Here is a 14,399-nt window from a genome sequence, read left to right on the forward strand (position 1 = left end):
CACCCCGAGGCGATGCAGCGAGATCTGGCGCAACACTCGGAGCGTTCAGTCCTAATGGCAAAGCGGATCGTCGATCCGCCAAGCATCAGTCGATGACCTTCTCGTCCTCGGCTGCCTTCGAAAGGAAATCGTCGCGCTGTTCTGCCCATTTCAGCATTGCATCCAGTGCTGGGCACAAGGCTTGCCCCCATTCTGTGAGCCGATATTCAACCTTGGGCGGCACCTGAGGATACAGCTTCCTTGAAACGATGCCATCGGCCTCTAGTTGCCGCAGTTGCTGAGCCAGCATCTTCTGGGAAATACCCGGAATCAACCTTTCTAAATCCGAATAGCGTTGTACTTTTCCATCGAAAAGGTGGAAAAGAATGATGAGTTTCCAGCGGCCCTCAAGCAGTCGGAGAACTTCTTCCACGCCAAGTGCAGCGGTGTCTGGTGTGTATACTTTTCTCATAACTCAGTAACTTACTTTTTTGTGCGTTCTTGATAAATAGATAGTCTATGGTGAAAATACCTGTACGGCAAACTATAGCGAGAACACGCTCATGTCCCTTTCACTACCAAACGCTGTTTCTACCTATTTCGAAATCAGCAACGGATCAGACATTGCTCAAATAGTTCATTGCTTCACGCAGGATGCCGCCGTCGTTGACGAAGGCCAGATATACCGAGGTCACACTGCCATCCAGTCTTGGCAGCGTGAGACTCAGAAAAAATTTGAGTACACCGTTGAGCTTGTCAGCCTGACCCGAGACGGCGATCGTTTATCAATCACCGCCAATGTTGTTGGCAACTTCCCCGGTAGCCCTGTACAGCTTGACCATCTGTTTGATCTGGCAGGCGGCAAGATCACGTCACTGGAGATTGGCTGATGTCCATGCGCATGGAATTACAAGATAAACGCGTCCTTGTGACAGCAGGCACCAAGGGGGTCGGAAAAGCTGTCGTTGGTTTGTTTCGCGAACTCGGAGCAAAAGTGCTCACAACGGCACGGGAGCAGCCAACCGATGAATCAGCAGACATCTTTGTCGCTGCCGACCTGATGACGGCCGAAGGCTGCAATACGGTGGCAAATGCAGTCATTGCCAACTTTGGAAGCGTGGACATCATCATCCATGTCCTGGGTGGCTCAACAGCACCCGGGGGAGGCTTCGCAGCATTGGGAGAAGACGAATGGCAGCGCGAACTGAACCTCAATCTGTTGCCTGCCGTTCGCCTAGATCGCATATTGCTGCCTGGCATGCTGGCACAAGGCTCTGGCGTTATCATTCACGTCACATCGATCCAGCGTGAACTTCCCTTGCCTGAATCGACTACCGCTTATGCCGCCGCGAAGGCCGCGCTTTCGACATACAGTAAAAGCCTGTCGAAAGAAGTGTCACCTCAAGGTGTTCGCGTCGTTCGAGTTGCACCAGGGTGGATTGAAACCGAAGCATCTGTTGCTCTGGCAGAGCGGCTCGCCTTGCAGGCGGGAACTGACTATGAGGGTGGTAAGCAGATCATCATGAATTCGCTTGGAGGCATTCCATTGGGTCGGCCGTCTAGGCCGATTGAGGTAGCCAATCTCATTGCCTTCTTGGCATCGCCACGCGCCGCAACGATCACAGGTACAGAGTACGTGATTGATGGTGGCACGATTCCAACCGTATAGGCGGCACGAAAAATGACAGGCAATACGGGGCCAAAAACTCGTTACCCGATGTGCGTGGGCTGAAACCGACCCGCTGATGATCCTTAACTGCCGGTGCGGCATGAGTAGAAGCTTTGGCCGTGCTGGTGCTATCTTGAAATAAAAAAACCTCAGGTGATATTCATCAATCTGAGGTTTTTTTTTATGCGCTACAACTAAATTTAGTGGCAGCCGCATCCACCATTGCCGCCGCAGCCGCCTTTACCATGTTGGTGATCATGGTCGTGATCGTGGTCATGGCCGTGACCGCCACAGCAGCCGTCGCCGTGTTCATGATCGTGTTCGCCATGAACGTGACCGTGCGCCAATTCTTCTTCCGTCGCTTCGCGAATAGCAATCACTTCAACATGGAAGCTCAGATTCTGGCCTGCCAGCATGTGGTTGCCGTCGACAACAACGTGGTCGTCTTCAACTTCGGTGATTTCAACCGGAACTGGACCCTGATCGGTCTCAGCCAGAAAACGCATGCCAACCTGCAACTCGTCAACGCCCATAAAAACGTCTTTCGGTACGCGCTGAACCAGATTCTCATCATAGTTGCCGTAAGCGTCGCTGGAGCCAATGTTCACATCAAACGTTTCGCCAGCTTCACGGCCTTCCAACGCCGTTTCCAGACCTGAAATCAAGGAACCGTGACCATGCAGATAGTCCAACGGCGCGCTCACCGGAGACTCATCAACCAACACACCGTCTTCTGTACGTACCTGATAGGCCAGGCTGACCACCAGATCTTTTACTACTTTCATGATATCTCCTACCGTTGGAAATCAAATTGGCGCAAATTGTAGCTGAAAAATGTCCCTATGTACCGTCTGGAATCAAAAAACGTCAACGGTTGATGACAATGCCATCATGCTACCCCTCCATCATTCTGGCCGAAAAATCCCGATAATATCGCTGGCCTGTGGAGCAGCTACCGTCGCGGGCTCATCTGCCCGACTCTGGCGATATCCGCACTTCACGCACACTACCACCTCGACCTCATCCTCTCGTCCAACCGCTAGCGTGTCTTGAGCTTGACACGTCGGGCACACCGCCCCGGCAATAAAGCGTTTACGCATGATAGCTCCCACTCCTCTCCGTTCCAGCACCTGTAACCTAGAACCCAGAACCTATTCAGATAGGCGTTATTGGTTCTTACTCGTCGTCCTCATCCCACACACTTGGCCGACGGCGCTCCCGCAGCATTTCGCGCTGGAAAATATCCTCCAGCTCACGTCGGGCCTCTTTTACACGAGAAATCTGTGCGACATCCCCCGTCAGTTGCGGCATCAGTTCACGCAGCATGCGCATATCAAGACGGCGGAAATGCTGTTGCGCACGCATCGCCTGATGTGGGTGCATGCCCAGCGTTACCAGCGTTTTCCGCCCTAGCTCCAGCGCGCTGGAAAAGGTTTCACGCGAGAAGTGCCTTACGCCCGTCTGCAACAGCTCATGGGCTTCAACACGCCCACGCGCTCGTGCCAAAATTTCCAGATTCGGAAAATGCTGCTGACATAAATGTACGATCTCCATCGTGTCTTCCGGCGCATTACAGGTAATCACGATTGACCGTGCCTTGTCGGCTCCCGCCGAACGCAACAGTTCCAGCTCCGTGGCATCACCATAATAAACTTTATAACCATAGCTGCGCATCAGGCTGACGGCGCTGATATCGCGCTCAAGAACCGTAATCCGCATTTTATTCGCCATGAGCAAACGGCTGATCACTTGCCCGAAACGCCCGAAGCCCACCACAATCACCTGCGGTTCATCATCTTCGACGTACGGTTTTTCATCCGGCACATCCTGCACGTTATAACGACGCGCAAGGACGCGGTCGATGACCTGCATCAGCAGCGGTGTCGTCATCATCGATAGCGTCACCGTCACCAGCAACAACGGCAGTTGCTCACCTTTCAATACATTGAATGAAGCCGCAGCGGAAAACAGGACGAAAGCAAACTCGCCACCCTGACTCAGCACGCCGGCAAACTGCAAACGTTCGGAGCGGCGCATTCGGTTAATCCGCGCCAGAAAGTATAAAACCGCCCCTTTGACGGCCACCAGCACCAATACCGCAATCATAATCTTCACGATGTGGGTGTAGAGGATCCCAAGATTCAGCGCCATTCCTACAGAAATAAAGAACAGCCCAAGCAGCAAACCTTTGAACGGCTCAATCGCGATTTCCAGTTCATGCCGATACTCACTTTCCGCCAGCAGAATACCGGCGATAAAGGTGCCTAACGCCATAGAAAGACCTAATGCTTCCATAAACAGCGCAGAACCCAGCACCAGCAACAGCGCGGCGGCGGTGAACACTTCGCGCACGCCAGATGCCGCGATAAAACGGAACAGCGGGCGTACCAGATAGCGGCCACCGATTAGCATGCCGAGAAACGCAGCAACCTTCAGTCCAATCCGTTCCCAATCGCCGAAGTCACCCTGCACCCCAGCGAGAATAGGAATCAACGCCAACGCGGGAATCACCGCAAGATCTTGAAAAAGCAGCACAGAAAAGCCAAGCTGCCCCGATTCATTGCGGTTCATGCCTTTTTCGCGCATCAGTTGCAGCGCCATGGCCGTTGACGACATCGCCAGCCCCACACCACCAATCAGCGCGGACTGCCATGAAAAATCAGTCAGATATAAGGCACCGCCCAGAATCAGCGCACTAAGACCAACCTGAGCCGCCCCAACGCCGAAGATTGAACGACGTAGCGTCCAGAGCTTTCCGGGATTCAATTCCAGGCCGATGATGAACATCAGGAAAACCACGCCCAGTTCCGAGAAGTGCAGGATAGCTTCCACGTCACGGATAAAGCCGAGCCCCCAAGGGCCAATGGCGATCCCGGCGATCAAATAGCCCAATACGGCGCCAATCCCTAATCGGGCAGCGATCGGTACAGCTACTACCGCCACAAACAAAAACAAGACTCCGGCGGTCAGTAGCGCAGAACTCTCCATATCAGCGTTCCTCTTCAGGTAAAGGGGAGGATAGCCATTCACCGTAAGCTCTGGCTTGACTCGATAACACATCGGGCTGTAAACGGCGTGCCCAGTAAACAATCATGGGGCGCATCCAGTGCATCCGACACATGGCGGCCGTCAGTTCAAACGGGCGTAGCAAATCATCCATGGGGTAACGGTTGTTGCCATCAGCATGATAGGCATCTTCCGGTTCACCGGTCGTAATCACCGAACGCCAGTATTTACCCGCCAGCGCATTGCCGCCAATTCCATTGGCAAAACCGCGGGATAACACCCTATCAAGCCACTCTTTCAGCAACGCCGGGCAGCTATAGGTGTAAAACGGATGCTGGAAAACAATGATCTGATGCTCACGCAGCAGCTGTTGTTCATGATGGATATCGATAAAAAAATCAGGATAGTGCGCGTAAAGATCGTGCACAGTTACATTTGCCAACTGCTGCGCCGGTTGCAATAAGACTCGGTTTGCTACCGAGTCCTGTGGTTCCGGATGGGCATACAGCAGCAAAATTTTCGGTGGCTGCGACATCATTCCCCTCCAAAGCGTCGTCATGATAATCGTTTTCCGTTACCATGCAGCGCAACGACTAAAAACAGGACACCTCGTGTCCTGATATGTCCATAATTTAACATACTCTGAACATACGGCGCTTTATGATTGTTTTCTCTTCGCTGCAAATTCGACGTGGTGTACGCGTTCTGATCGACAACGCGACAGCAACGGTTAATCCCGGCCAGAAAGTGGGTCTGGTTGGCAAGAACGGCTGTGGTAAATCTACACTGCTGTCATTACTGAAAGGTGAAATCAGCGCCGACGGTGGTAGCGCGACATTCCCGCAAAACTGGTCACTGGCCTGGGTCAATCAGGAAACACCTGCATTGAACAAACCCGCGCTGGACTACGTGATTGACGGCGACCGTGAGTTTCGCCAACTGGAAGCCGCGTTGCAGACCGCCAACGAAGAGAACAACGGCAACGCCATTGCTACGTTGCACGGCAAGCTGGATGCCATTCAAGCCTGGACAATTCAGGCCAGAGCTTCAAGCCTGCTCAATGGGTTAGGGTTTTCTCAGCCACAGTTGCAACAGCCTGTCAGCGCCTTTTCCGGCGGCTGGCGGATGCGTCTAAACCTGGCACAGGCACTGATTTGCCGTTCAGACTTGCTGCTGCTGGATGAACCGACCAACCACCTCGATCTGGATGCCGTTATCTGGCTGGAAAAGTGGCTGAAAAACTACGCTGGTACGCTAGTCCTGATCTCGCACGACCGTGATTTCCTCGATCCGGTGGTGACCAAGATTCTGCATATCGAACAGCAGTCGCTCAACGAGTACACCGGCAACTACTCCTCATTTGAACGCCAGCGTGCCACCCGTCTCGCACAGCAGCAATCGCTCTATGAGCACCAGCAGGAGCGTGTCGCGCACCTGCAAAACTACATTGATCGGTTCCGCGCGCAAGCAACCAAAGCCAAGCAGGCCCAAAGCCGGATAAAAATGCTGGAACGTATGGAGATGATTGCGCCAGCGCACGTCGATAACCCTTTCCGCTTCAGCTTTCGCACCCCAGAATCGTTGCCCAATCCACTCATGAAGATGGAAAAGGTCAGCGCAGGCTACAACGACAATCTGATTCTCGAATCCATCAAACTCAATTTAGTGCCGGGTTCCCGCATCGGACTCCTCGGCCATAACGGCGCAGGTAAATCCACGCTGATCAAGCTGCTTGCTGGCACGCTTGCTCCGCTGAAAGGGGAAATCGGGCTGGCGAAAGGCGTTAAACTCGGTTATTTCGCCCAGCATCAATTGGAGTTCCTGCGTGCGGACGAGTCACCATTACAACATCTGGTGCGTCTGGCAGAGCGGGAAACGGAACAGCAGCTGCGCGACTACCTCGGCGGCTTCGGTTTTCAGGGCGACAAAGTCACAGAGATCACCGAGCGCTTCTCCGGCGGTGAAAAAGCCCGTCTGGTGCTGGCGCTAGTCGTCTGGCAGCGTCCGAATCTCCTGCTGCTCGACGAACCGACCAACCACCTCGATCTGGATATGCGTCAGGCGTTGACCGAAGCGTTAATCGATTTTGAAGGCGCGCTGGTTGTCGTCTCGCACGATCGACACCTGATCCGTTCAACCACGGACGATCTCTATCTGGTACACGACCAGAAAGTGGAGCCGTTCGATGGTGATTTGGAAGATTACCAACAGTGGCTGGTCGGCCTGCAACGTCAGGAAAATGCGGCCGATGAAACGCCAAAAGAGAATGTCGCCAACAGTGCGCAGGGTAGAAAAGATCAGAAACGCCGCGAAGCCGAGTTGAGAACACAAACTCAGCCGCTGCGTAAGCAGATAACCAAGCTTGAGCAGCAGATGGAAAAGCTGGGTGAAACGCTGGCAGCGCTTGAAGCCCGACTGGCGGACAGTGCAATTTACGATATCAGCCGCAAAGCCGAACTCACCGACTGCCTGCAACAACAAACCAAAGTTAAAATCGAGCTGGAAGATACAGAGATGTCCTGGCTGGACGCGCAGGAACAGCTAGAACAGATCATGCAGAGCGAATAAATTTGGTATGCCTGAAAAGAGTCGCGAGCGAAAAACCGCTCGCGACTTTATCAATGCAGCATCAACGCAAAATCAGCATTAATGCCAGATCAATAATACACAGGCAGCGGTCAGAAGCCCCATTGACACATTAAAGATAATCCACGCTTTCTTACTGCGCAGCAGTCGCCCAATCATCGTACCAAACCCGAGCCAGATGACACCGGAAACCAGATTCACCAGCACAATCCCGATGCTTATGGCGATGACAGAATGGTTATAGCCCTCACCTGCCAGACTAAAGCTGGCAACTGCACCCAGCGCCATTAGCCACGCTTTCGGATTCAGAAATTGCAGCAACCACCCTTGATAAAGCCGTATCGGCTGAGGCGGAGCGACGGACGTTTCCAGCCGTTCGTAAGCCGCCGTGGCGATTTTCCACGCCAACCAGAGCAGATAGGCACTACCGAGGACTTTCAGGATAACGTGCAGCGAAGGATAAATCAGAATCAAACCACCGACGCCGAATGCCACCAGCAGCAAAATGCTCTGCATCCCGAGCATGATGCCGACCATCAGCCACAGTGAACGCATAAAGCCAAAATTCGCGCCCGAGGTGGTCAGCAGCATATTATTCGGCCCCGGCGTGATGGCTGCTACCCACAAAAACCCCAACATCGAAAGAAATAAACTCAGTTCCATTATTTGTGGGCGCTCCTGACCCAAATGTCGTACCAACTGGCAGCATTGAAGCTAACAGTGTGATATTGATCGTACAAGAGCCGACAACAAGATTTTCATATCCTTTATGCATGACCATTTTCGTCCGCTGAGCGGCGCCCATAATCCGCATCTGCAAACGCTATTGCCGCGTCTGATTCGCCGTCACGCACAGTTCTCACCAGTCTGGCAAGCGCTCGAATTACCAGACGGTGATTTCGTCGATCTAGCGTGGAGCGAAGCGCCCGAGAAGGCTCGGCATAAACCGCGCGTAGTGCTGTTTCACGGATTAGAAGGCAGCTTTCATAGCCCCTACGCCCACGGCCTATTACACGCCTGCAAACAGCGCGGATGGCTGGCCGTCATCATGCATTTTCGCGGGTGTAGCGGTAAGCCCAACCGGATGAAGCGTATTTATCATTCAGGAGAAACCAGCGATGCCAGCTATTTTCTGCACTGGATGCAAGAGACGCTGGGCGAAGTTCCTACCGCCGCCATCGGCATTTCTCTCGGCGGCAACATGCTGGCCTATCTGCTCGGTGAGCAGGGCGAAGCCTGTTCTCTGTCCGCCGCCGTCATTGTTTCCGCCCCCTTGATGCTCGAACCCTGTAGCCGTCGAATGGAACAAGGCTTCTCGCGCGTCTATCAGCACTACCTGCTGCGCCTATTGAAACAAAACGCCGGTCGCAAGCTGGCGGCTTATCCAGATACGCTGCCAATTCAGTTGCCGCAGTTGAAGAGAATCCGCCAGCTACGGGAGTTTGATGACATCATCACCTCACGTATCCACGGCTTTCGTGATGCCGCTGACTACTATCGACGCTGTAGCGCCCTGCCGCTGTTACCTCACATACGCAAGCCGCTGCTGATCATCCATGCGAAGGACGATCCTTTCATGACACCGGAGGTCATTCCCGATCTGTCGCAGTTACCGTCTAATATTGAGTATCAGCTAACGGAACACGGCGGGCATGTCGGCTTCGTCGGTGGAACATTGCTGAAACCGGAAATGTGGCTGGAACAGCGCATTCCCAATTGGCTTAGTCCATTTTTGGACCACGCCACCGGTTCTTTTTATTCAGAAACAATTTTTACTCAGGAAACATAGCGTGATTATTCCCTGGCAACAGCTCGATCCAGAAACGCTGGATAGCATCATTGAATCTTTCGTCCTGCGGGAAGGCACTGATTACGGCGAACAGGAGCGCTCGCTGGCGCAGAAAGTAGAAGATATCCGCAGCCAACTCCAATCTGGCGAGGTCGTTTTGGTGTGGTCTGAGTTACATGAAACGCTAAACATTATGCCGCGCAGCCAGCTCAATGCCGGAGGACATGCCCCTTATTGAGCATGGCGAAAGGCGTGAAAGAGCGCGCCAAACATGCTAACAATGAGAGCAATTACGTCATTTTTGAGAATGCGCGCAGGCTTTCAGCCTATGCGGGCATCGCGATCACGGAGTCACGCACCTTATGTCACATCAGCATCCGATTATTGCAGTTACGGGTTCCAGTGGAGCGGGAACCACGACCACCAGTCTGGCTTTCCGTAAGATTTTCCAACAATTCGACCTGCGCGCAGCCCAGTTGGAAGGTGACAGCTTTCACCGCTATACCCGCCCAGAAATGGATATGGCGATTCGTAAAGCGCGTGATTTAGGACGACACATCAGCTATTTCGGCCCAGAAGCGAATGACTTCAGCCTGCTGGAACAATCGTTTATCGAATATGGCCTGCACGGACACGGCCAGACGCGTAAATACCTTCATACTTACGATGAAGCCATTCCTTATAATCAGGTTCCTGGGACATTTACGCCGTGGGAACCGATGCCGGAACCTACCGATATCCTGTTCTATGAGGGATTGCACGGTGGCATAGTCACCGATCAAAACGACGTGGCACAGCATGTCGATTTGCTCGTCGGCGTAGTACCGATCGTCAATTTGGAGTGGATTCAAAAGCTGATTCGTGACGTCAATGAGCGCGGCCACTCGCGTGAAGCGGTAATGGATTCCGTTGTCCGCTCCATGGAAGACTACATCACCTATATCACGCCGCAGTTCTCTCGCACCCATATCAACTTCCAGCGCGTACCAACCGTGGACACCTCCAACCCGTTCGCTGCCAAGTCGATTCCCTCACTGGATGAAAGTTTCGTCGTCATCCACTTTCAGGGATTAGATAATATTGATTACCCCTATCTGCTCGCCATGTTGCAGGGCTCGTTTATTTCTCACATCAATACGTTAGTCGTTCCCGGCGGGAAAATGGGGCTGGCAATGGAATTAATCATGGCACCGCTGGTGCAGCGGTTGATAGAAGGGAAAACGATCGAATAACCGACACTGAGCACGGCAAGACGTGCCAAGAGGATAATGCCAATCGTTTAAGCATCGAGATACACGGGCTTAAGCGACCAGCATTAATGCTCAGAGAAAGGAATTACGGCAGTATTCTAATTTCGTGACTGTGCGTCACTTCAACGGCTTTGCCCAGCATCAATGCCACAGAGCAGTATTTTTCCGCTGACAGCTCGACAGCCCGCTCGACAGCTTTATCGGTCAGCCCTTTCCCCGTCACGATAAAATGCAGATTGATATGGGTAAATAAGCGCGGCGCTTCAGACCGACGCTCTGAGGTTAATTTCACCTCACAATCCGCCACATCGTTACGGCCCTTTTGCAGAATCGACACCACATCAATCGCGCTGCATCCCCCTACGGACATCAACACCATTTCCATCGGACTGGGCGCTTTATCGCCAGAATTACCGTCCATCAATACCTGATGTCCTGATGCGGATTCGCCCAAAAACGTTAAGCCTTCAACCCATTTTACCCGAGCCTGCATGATGTCTCTCCACTAAAATTTTTTTGAAAATTTATACCGTTACTGTACAAAAACCAGCGTTAATCAGAGCTTTGTCATGCTGAAGCGAGACAACACAAGACACATCCTTAAAGCTGTGTTAAAACGAAAATAGAATAGACCTTTTCTGGACAAACCCAGAAACGAAGAAGATGATGACGTAGCCAGAAATACCCAGCCACGTTTACGGTGCGGCAAAGCAGCAACCGAAAAACCAAGGGTACAGTGGTTCCAGTATATTCCCTGACGTCATTCTGCCTAGACTGAATTTTATTTTTTTAGCAGTTAAACACGCCGTACAGGGAACTCTGACCCCTGTAATTTGCGCAGTGAATTACAACAGAGGATGATAGCGAATGGTTCTCGGCAAACCGCAGACAGACCCGACTCTCGAATGGTTCCTTTCCCATTGTCATATCCACAAGTATCCATCGAAGAGCACGCTGATTCACCAAGGTGAAAAAGCAGAAACGCTTTACTACATCGTGAAAGGCTCTGTCGCAGTGCTAATCAAAGATGAAGAAGGCAAGGAAATGATTCTTTCCTACCTCAATCAGGGCGATTTTATTGGTGAGCTCGGCCTGTTTGAAGAAGGTCAGGAACGCAGTGCTTGGGTTCGGGCAAAAACCGCCTGTGAAGTGGCTGAAATTTCTTATAAAAAATTCCGCCAGCTCATTCAAGTTAACCCAGATATCCTCATGCGTCTGTCTGCACAAATGGCAAACAGACTTCAGATTACCTCAGAAAAAGTCGGCAACCTCGCCTTCCTTGATGTAACTGGCCGTATCGCCCAAACATTACTCAACCTGGCAAAACAACCTGATGCCATGACGCATCCAGATGGCATGCAAATTAAAATTACCCGTCAGGAAATTGGGCAAATCGTTGGCTGCTCGCGTGAAACCGTGGGCCGCATTCTGAAAATGTTAGAAGACCAGAACCTGATCTCTGCGCACGGTAAAACGATTGTCGTTTACGGCACTCGCTAAACCCCTGTCGCGATACCCTACCAATAAAAAAGCGTGAAGCCTCGGCCTCACGCTTTTTTTTATCGCACAATGCTTATCACAAAAAAATGGTTTATCAAATAACGGTTTATCACAAAATAACGTGAACTCAGTTCGCCGTGTTAACCACTTGAGCGACAGCTTTAGCGAATTTCTCCATCCCCTGCGCAATATCATCTTCATCAATGATCAAAGACGGCACAAAGCGGATCACGTTCGGCCCAGCCATCAACACCATAAGCCCCTGAGCCGCTGCAGCAGCCAAGAACTCACCCGCGCGACCATGCCATTGCGGTTTCAGCTCAGCCCCCAGCAAAAGCCCCATACCGCGGACTTGATCAAATACGCCATACTGCTGGTTGATTTTATCAAGCTCACTGACAAAGCGATCGTGACGATCCGCTACGCCCGATAGCACTTCCGGCGTATTGATGATATCCAGCGCAGCTTCCGCCACTGCACAGGCCAGCGGGTTGCCGCCATAGGTGGTGCCGTGTACCCCAACCGTCATGACCGATGCGATCTCTTCCGTCGTCAGCATCGCACTAATCGGGAAACCACCGCCCAACGCTTTAGCCGTTGTAAGGATATCCGGCGTAATACCATAGTGCATATAGCTAAATAATTTACCGGTACGTCCCATTCCACTCTGCACTTCATCAAATACCAGCAGCGCTTTATGTTGATCGCACAAGTCACGGACGCCCTGCAAAAATTCAGGCGTAGCGGGTGTAATGCCGCCTTCGCCCTGAATCGGCTCCAGCACGACCGCGCAGGTGTGATCGTCCATCACCGCTTTAACGGCAGCTAGGTCGTTGAACGGAACATGCACGATATCAGCAGGTTTAGGCCCGAAACCATCGGCATATTTAGGCTGTCCGCCAACCGAAACGGTGAACAGCGTTCGGCCATGGAATGCATTGTAGAAAGCAATAATCTTGGTTTTATATGGACTATGGCGTTTAACCGCATAGTGACGCGCCAGCTTAAATGCGGCTTCGTTAGCCTCTGCACCGGAATTAACAAAGAACACACGGTCAGCAAAAGTGGCATCAATCAATTTGCTCGCGAGGCGTAGCGCAGGTTCGTTGGTGAAAATATTGCTGGTATGCCACAGCGTTTCACCCTGCTGCCGCAATGCGTTAACCAGCGCAGGATGGCAGTGACCGAGCGCCGTAACCGCAATGCCACCGGAGAAATCGATATACTCGCGGCCGTCCTGATCCCAGACGCGGCTCCCCTTACCTTTCACTGGTACAAACTTCGCGGGTGCATAAACCGGCAAAATCACCTTATCGTGAGTATCCCGTGTCACCGCTTTCTGCTCTGCTGCCATTTGCTGCCTCACTCTGCTGTCCATTACGTCAGAAATGAAAATATAGTCAATAAATATGCATAAAAAATCACTCTCAGGCAATATTAAATCAGCCAATGAGGAGAATAAGTTTCTATGCGATTAAATTTTAAGGAAATTATCCAAAAGCTGATGCCCTTGCTGACTGAGAATACTCTCTGGATGGAACTGCACGCCTTCCAGCGGCAATGAGCGATGGCGTATCCCCATAATCTCGTCACGCTGTCCTTCATATTCGCTCCAGGCTGTGACCTCAAAGCAATCAGGTAGCGAAGCGGAATCAATGATGAGTGAATGATAGCGGGTGACCGTCAAAGGCTGAGCCAGCCCAGTGAAAACCCCCGTATCGCTGTGCGCAATCGCTGAGGTCTTCCCGTGCATGACCTGTCGTGCCCGCACCACACGTGCGCCGAACGCCTGCCCCATAGTCTGATGGCCAAGGCACACACCCAAAATAGGCAATTTATCGGCAAAGTGACGAATAACAGCCAGTGAAATACCTGCCTCATCTGGCGTACAGGGGCCCGGAGAAATCACCAATCGCTCAGGCGCAAGCAGCTCAATCTCACGCAGTGTCAGTTCATCATTACGCTTCACCACAACCTGTGCGCCAAGCTCACAAAAATATTGGTAAAGGTTGTAGGTAAAGGAGTCGTAGTTATCGATAATTAGCAGCATAGTCATTGCACAGTTAGTCGGAAAAGCCGTACTAACATACATGAAATTCGCGTCAGGCACCCAGCCCTTGTCACCCGCAAAAACAAATAGCTCACCATTTCTACGCAATAAATTAGCACGATAATAATTATACAGATCACAAATGATTTATTTCTACAACAAACACCTTTATTAATAGGTAACCTTTATTATTTACCCCCTATAAAAACCGATTTTTCTGAAATCATTTTTAACAAAAAAAATAATAAATACAAATTCCTCATGAATTAATTACGTTTTTTAAATTTGCCTGGTTAGTTCACGGGATTTATCTTTTTAAGTGGTAGTTTTTTTAAATTTTGACGGCGATCACAATTGCTTCATAGCGAATAACCCTGACGTATAAAACGGATAATAAATAAAGAATCCAGATTGAAATAGCAAATTTTAAAAAACACAACCACATGAATTTAAAGGATTTAAATAGAAATCAGTTTCTATTTAAAAGAAATAAACACAAAACATCTCAGTTGTCCTCTGTTATTTCATTAATATATTTAATGCCCCATCTTGTATTGTTTATTTTTTCTG

At 51.2% G+C, this 14,399-nt stretch carries 16 protein-coding genes; 7 read left to right on the forward strand and 9 right to left on the reverse strand.

The features are described 5' to 3' along the window. Window positions 1–85: 85 nt before the first annotated feature. The gene (locus tag GZ59_RS19710; RefSeq protein WP_039293979.1) at window positions 86–451 is read right to left on the reverse strand and encodes a winged helix-turn-helix transcriptional regulator; all 366 of its coding nucleotides are present in this window, start codon (window positions 449–451) and stop codon (window positions 86–88) included. A 91-nt stretch (window positions 452–542) separates the two neighbouring features. Between GZ59_RS19710 and GZ59_RS19715 the strand changes: the two genes are divergently transcribed. Both GZ59_RS19715 and GZ59_RS19720 read left to right on the forward strand, forming a co-directional pair. Next, window positions 543–869, forward strand: coding sequence for a nuclear transport factor 2 family protein (locus GZ59_RS19715; RefSeq protein WP_039293983.1), 327 nt, complete (start codon window positions 543–545; stop codon window positions 867–869). Further along, the gene (locus GZ59_RS19720; RefSeq protein WP_039293986.1) at window positions 869–1,648 is read left to right on the forward strand and encodes an SDR family oxidoreductase; all 780 of its coding nucleotides are present in this window, start codon (window positions 869–871) and stop codon (window positions 1,646–1,648) included. Before GZ59_RS19715 ends, GZ59_RS19720 begins: the two co-directional genes overlap by 1 nt. Window positions 1,649–1,848: 200 nt before the next feature. Here GZ59_RS19720 and slyD read toward each other — a convergent pair whose 3' ends face one another. The 4 genes from slyD to kefG all read right to left on the reverse strand — a co-directional run bounded on the left by slyD (window position 1,849) and on the right by kefG (window position 5,189). After that, a complete protein-coding gene (gene slyD / locus GZ59_RS19725; RefSeq protein ID WP_011095529.1) occupies window positions 1,849–2,433 on the reverse strand; it encodes a peptidylprolyl isomerase in 585 nt (194 codons plus the stop codon). 120 nt (window positions 2,434–2,553) lie between these two features. Then, window positions 2,554–2,748: a YheV family putative zinc ribbon protein gene (locus tag GZ59_RS19730; protein WP_039293988.1), complete on the reverse strand. Its 195-nt coding sequence runs from the start codon at window positions 2,746–2,748 to the stop codon at window positions 2,554–2,556. A 76-nt stretch (window positions 2,749–2,824) separates the two neighbouring features. Then, window positions 2,825–4,636, reverse strand: a complete 1,812-nt coding sequence (gene kefB, locus GZ59_RS19735; protein ID WP_011095531.1) for a glutathione-regulated potassium-efflux system protein KefB — start codon at window positions 4,634–4,636, stop codon at window positions 2,825–2,827. A 1-nt stretch (window position 4,637) separates the two neighbouring features. Then, the gene (gene kefG / locus GZ59_RS19740; RefSeq protein ID WP_011095532.1) at window positions 4,638–5,189 is read right to left on the reverse strand and encodes a glutathione-regulated potassium-efflux system ancillary protein KefG; all 552 of its coding nucleotides are present in this window, start codon (window positions 5,187–5,189) and stop codon (window positions 4,638–4,640) included. A gap of 125 nt (window positions 5,190–5,314) precedes the next feature. Between kefG and GZ59_RS19745 the strand changes: the two genes are divergently transcribed. Continuing rightward, on the forward strand, window positions 5,315–7,222 hold the full coding sequence (locus GZ59_RS19745) for an ABC transporter ATP-binding protein (protein WP_011095533.1): 1,908 nt from the start codon (window positions 5,315–5,317) through the stop codon (window positions 7,220–7,222). A gap of 78 nt (window positions 7,223–7,300) precedes the next feature. Here GZ59_RS19745 and GZ59_RS19750 read toward each other — a convergent pair whose 3' ends face one another. Continuing rightward, on the reverse strand, window positions 7,301–7,903 hold the full coding sequence (locus GZ59_RS19750) for a LysE family translocator (RefSeq protein WP_011095534.1): 603 nt from the start codon (window positions 7,901–7,903) through the stop codon (window positions 7,301–7,303). 106 nt (window positions 7,904–8,009) lie between these two features. On the opposite strand from GZ59_RS19750, the gene GZ59_RS19755 reads away from it, so the two are divergent. From GZ59_RS19755 to GZ59_RS19765, 3 genes are all read left to right on the forward strand, one after another. Next, window positions 8,010–9,029, forward strand: a complete 1,020-nt coding sequence (locus GZ59_RS19755; protein WP_011095535.1) for a hydrolase — start codon at window positions 8,010–8,012, stop codon at window positions 9,027–9,029. A gap of 1 nt (window position 9,030) precedes the next feature. Beyond that, window positions 9,031–9,267: a YheU family protein gene (locus GZ59_RS19760; RefSeq protein ID WP_011095536.1), complete on the forward strand. Its 237-nt coding sequence runs from the start codon at window positions 9,031–9,033 to the stop codon at window positions 9,265–9,267. Between the two features lie 124 nt (window positions 9,268–9,391). Continuing rightward, a complete protein-coding gene (locus GZ59_RS19765) occupies window positions 9,392–10,261 on the forward strand; it encodes a phosphoribulokinase (RefSeq protein ID WP_011095537.1) in 870 nt (289 codons plus the stop codon). A 103-nt stretch (window positions 10,262–10,364) separates the two neighbouring features. Here GZ59_RS19765 and GZ59_RS19770 read toward each other — a convergent pair whose 3' ends face one another. Continuing rightward, entirely contained in the window at window positions 10,365–10,772 is a 408-nt protein-coding gene (locus GZ59_RS19770; RefSeq protein ID WP_011095538.1) for an OsmC family protein, read from the reverse strand. 374 nt (window positions 10,773–11,146) lie between these two features. Between GZ59_RS19770 and crp the strand changes: the two genes are divergently transcribed. Beyond that, window positions 11,147–11,779 (forward strand): cAMP-activated global transcriptional regulator CRP, encoded by a 633-nt coding sequence (gene crp, locus GZ59_RS19775; protein ID WP_004718520.1) that lies wholly within the window; start codon window positions 11,147–11,149, stop codon window positions 11,777–11,779. Between the two features lie 127 nt (window positions 11,780–11,906). Here the strand turns inward: crp and argD are convergent, their stop codons facing one another. Further along, complete coding sequence (gene argD / locus GZ59_RS19780; RefSeq protein ID WP_011095539.1) at window positions 11,907–13,133, reverse strand: bifunctional acetylornithine/succinyldiaminopimelate transaminase; 1,227 nt, start codon at window positions 13,131–13,133, stop codon at window positions 11,907–11,909. Window positions 13,134–13,253: 120 nt separating this feature from the next. Further along, window positions 13,254–13,829, reverse strand: coding sequence for an aminodeoxychorismate synthase component II (locus GZ59_RS19785; protein ID WP_011095540.1), 576 nt, complete (start codon window positions 13,827–13,829; stop codon window positions 13,254–13,256). Between the last annotated feature and the right edge of the window lie 570 nt (window positions 13,830–14,399).

It is taken from the genome of Pectobacterium atrosepticum (assembly GCF_000740965.1).
Lineage (GTDB): Bacteria > Pseudomonadota > Gammaproteobacteria > Enterobacterales > Enterobacteriaceae > Pectobacterium > Pectobacterium atrosepticum.

Coding starts and splice junctions, on each gene's coding strand:
- GZ59_RS19710 (WP_039293979.1), bottom strand. CDS start 451: ATGAGAAAAGTATACACACCAGACACCGCTGCACTTGGCGTGGAAGAA.
- GZ59_RS19715 (WP_039293983.1), top strand. CDS start 543: ATGTCCCTTTCACTACCAAACGCTGTTTCTACCTATTTCGAAATCAGC.
- GZ59_RS19720 (WP_039293986.1), top strand. CDS start 869: ATGTCCATGCGCATGGAATTACAAGATAAACGCGTCCTTGTGACAGCA.
- slyD (WP_011095529.1), bottom strand. CDS start 2,433: ATGAAAGTAGTAAAAGATCTGGTGGTCAGCCTGGCCTATCAGGTACGT.
- GZ59_RS19730 (WP_039293988.1), bottom strand. CDS start 2,748: ATGCGTAAACGCTTTATTGCCGGGGCGGTGTGCCCGACGTGTCAAGCT.
- kefB (WP_011095531.1), bottom strand. CDS start 4,636: ATGGAGAGTTCTGCGCTACTGACCGCCGGAGTCTTGTTTTTGTTTGTG.
- kefG (WP_011095532.1), bottom strand. CDS start 5,189: ATGTCGCAGCCACCGAAAATTTTGCTGCTGTATGCCCATCCGGAACCA.
- GZ59_RS19745 (WP_011095533.1), top strand. CDS start 5,315: ATGATTGTTTTCTCTTCGCTGCAAATTCGACGTGGTGTACGCGTTCTG.
- GZ59_RS19750 (WP_011095534.1), bottom strand. CDS start 7,903: ATGGAACTGAGTTTATTTCTTTCGATGTTGGGGTTTTTGTGGGTAGCA.
- GZ59_RS19755 (WP_011095535.1), top strand. CDS start 8,010: ATGCATGACCATTTTCGTCCGCTGAGCGGCGCCCATAATCCGCATCTG.
- GZ59_RS19765 (WP_011095537.1), top strand. CDS start 9,392: ATGTCACATCAGCATCCGATTATTGCAGTTACGGGTTCCAGTGGAGCG.
- GZ59_RS19770 (WP_011095538.1), bottom strand. CDS start 10,772: ATGCAGGCTCGGGTAAAATGGGTTGAAGGCTTAACGTTTTTGGGCGAA.
- crp (WP_004718520.1), top strand. CDS start 11,147: ATGGTTCTCGGCAAACCGCAGACAGACCCGACTCTCGAATGGTTCCTT.
- argD (WP_011095539.1), bottom strand. CDS start 13,133: ATGGCAGCAGAGCAGAAAGCGGTGACACGGGATACTCACGATAAGGTG.
- GZ59_RS19785 (WP_011095540.1), bottom strand. CDS start 13,829: ATGCTGCTAATTATCGATAACTACGACTCCTTTACCTACAACCTTTAC.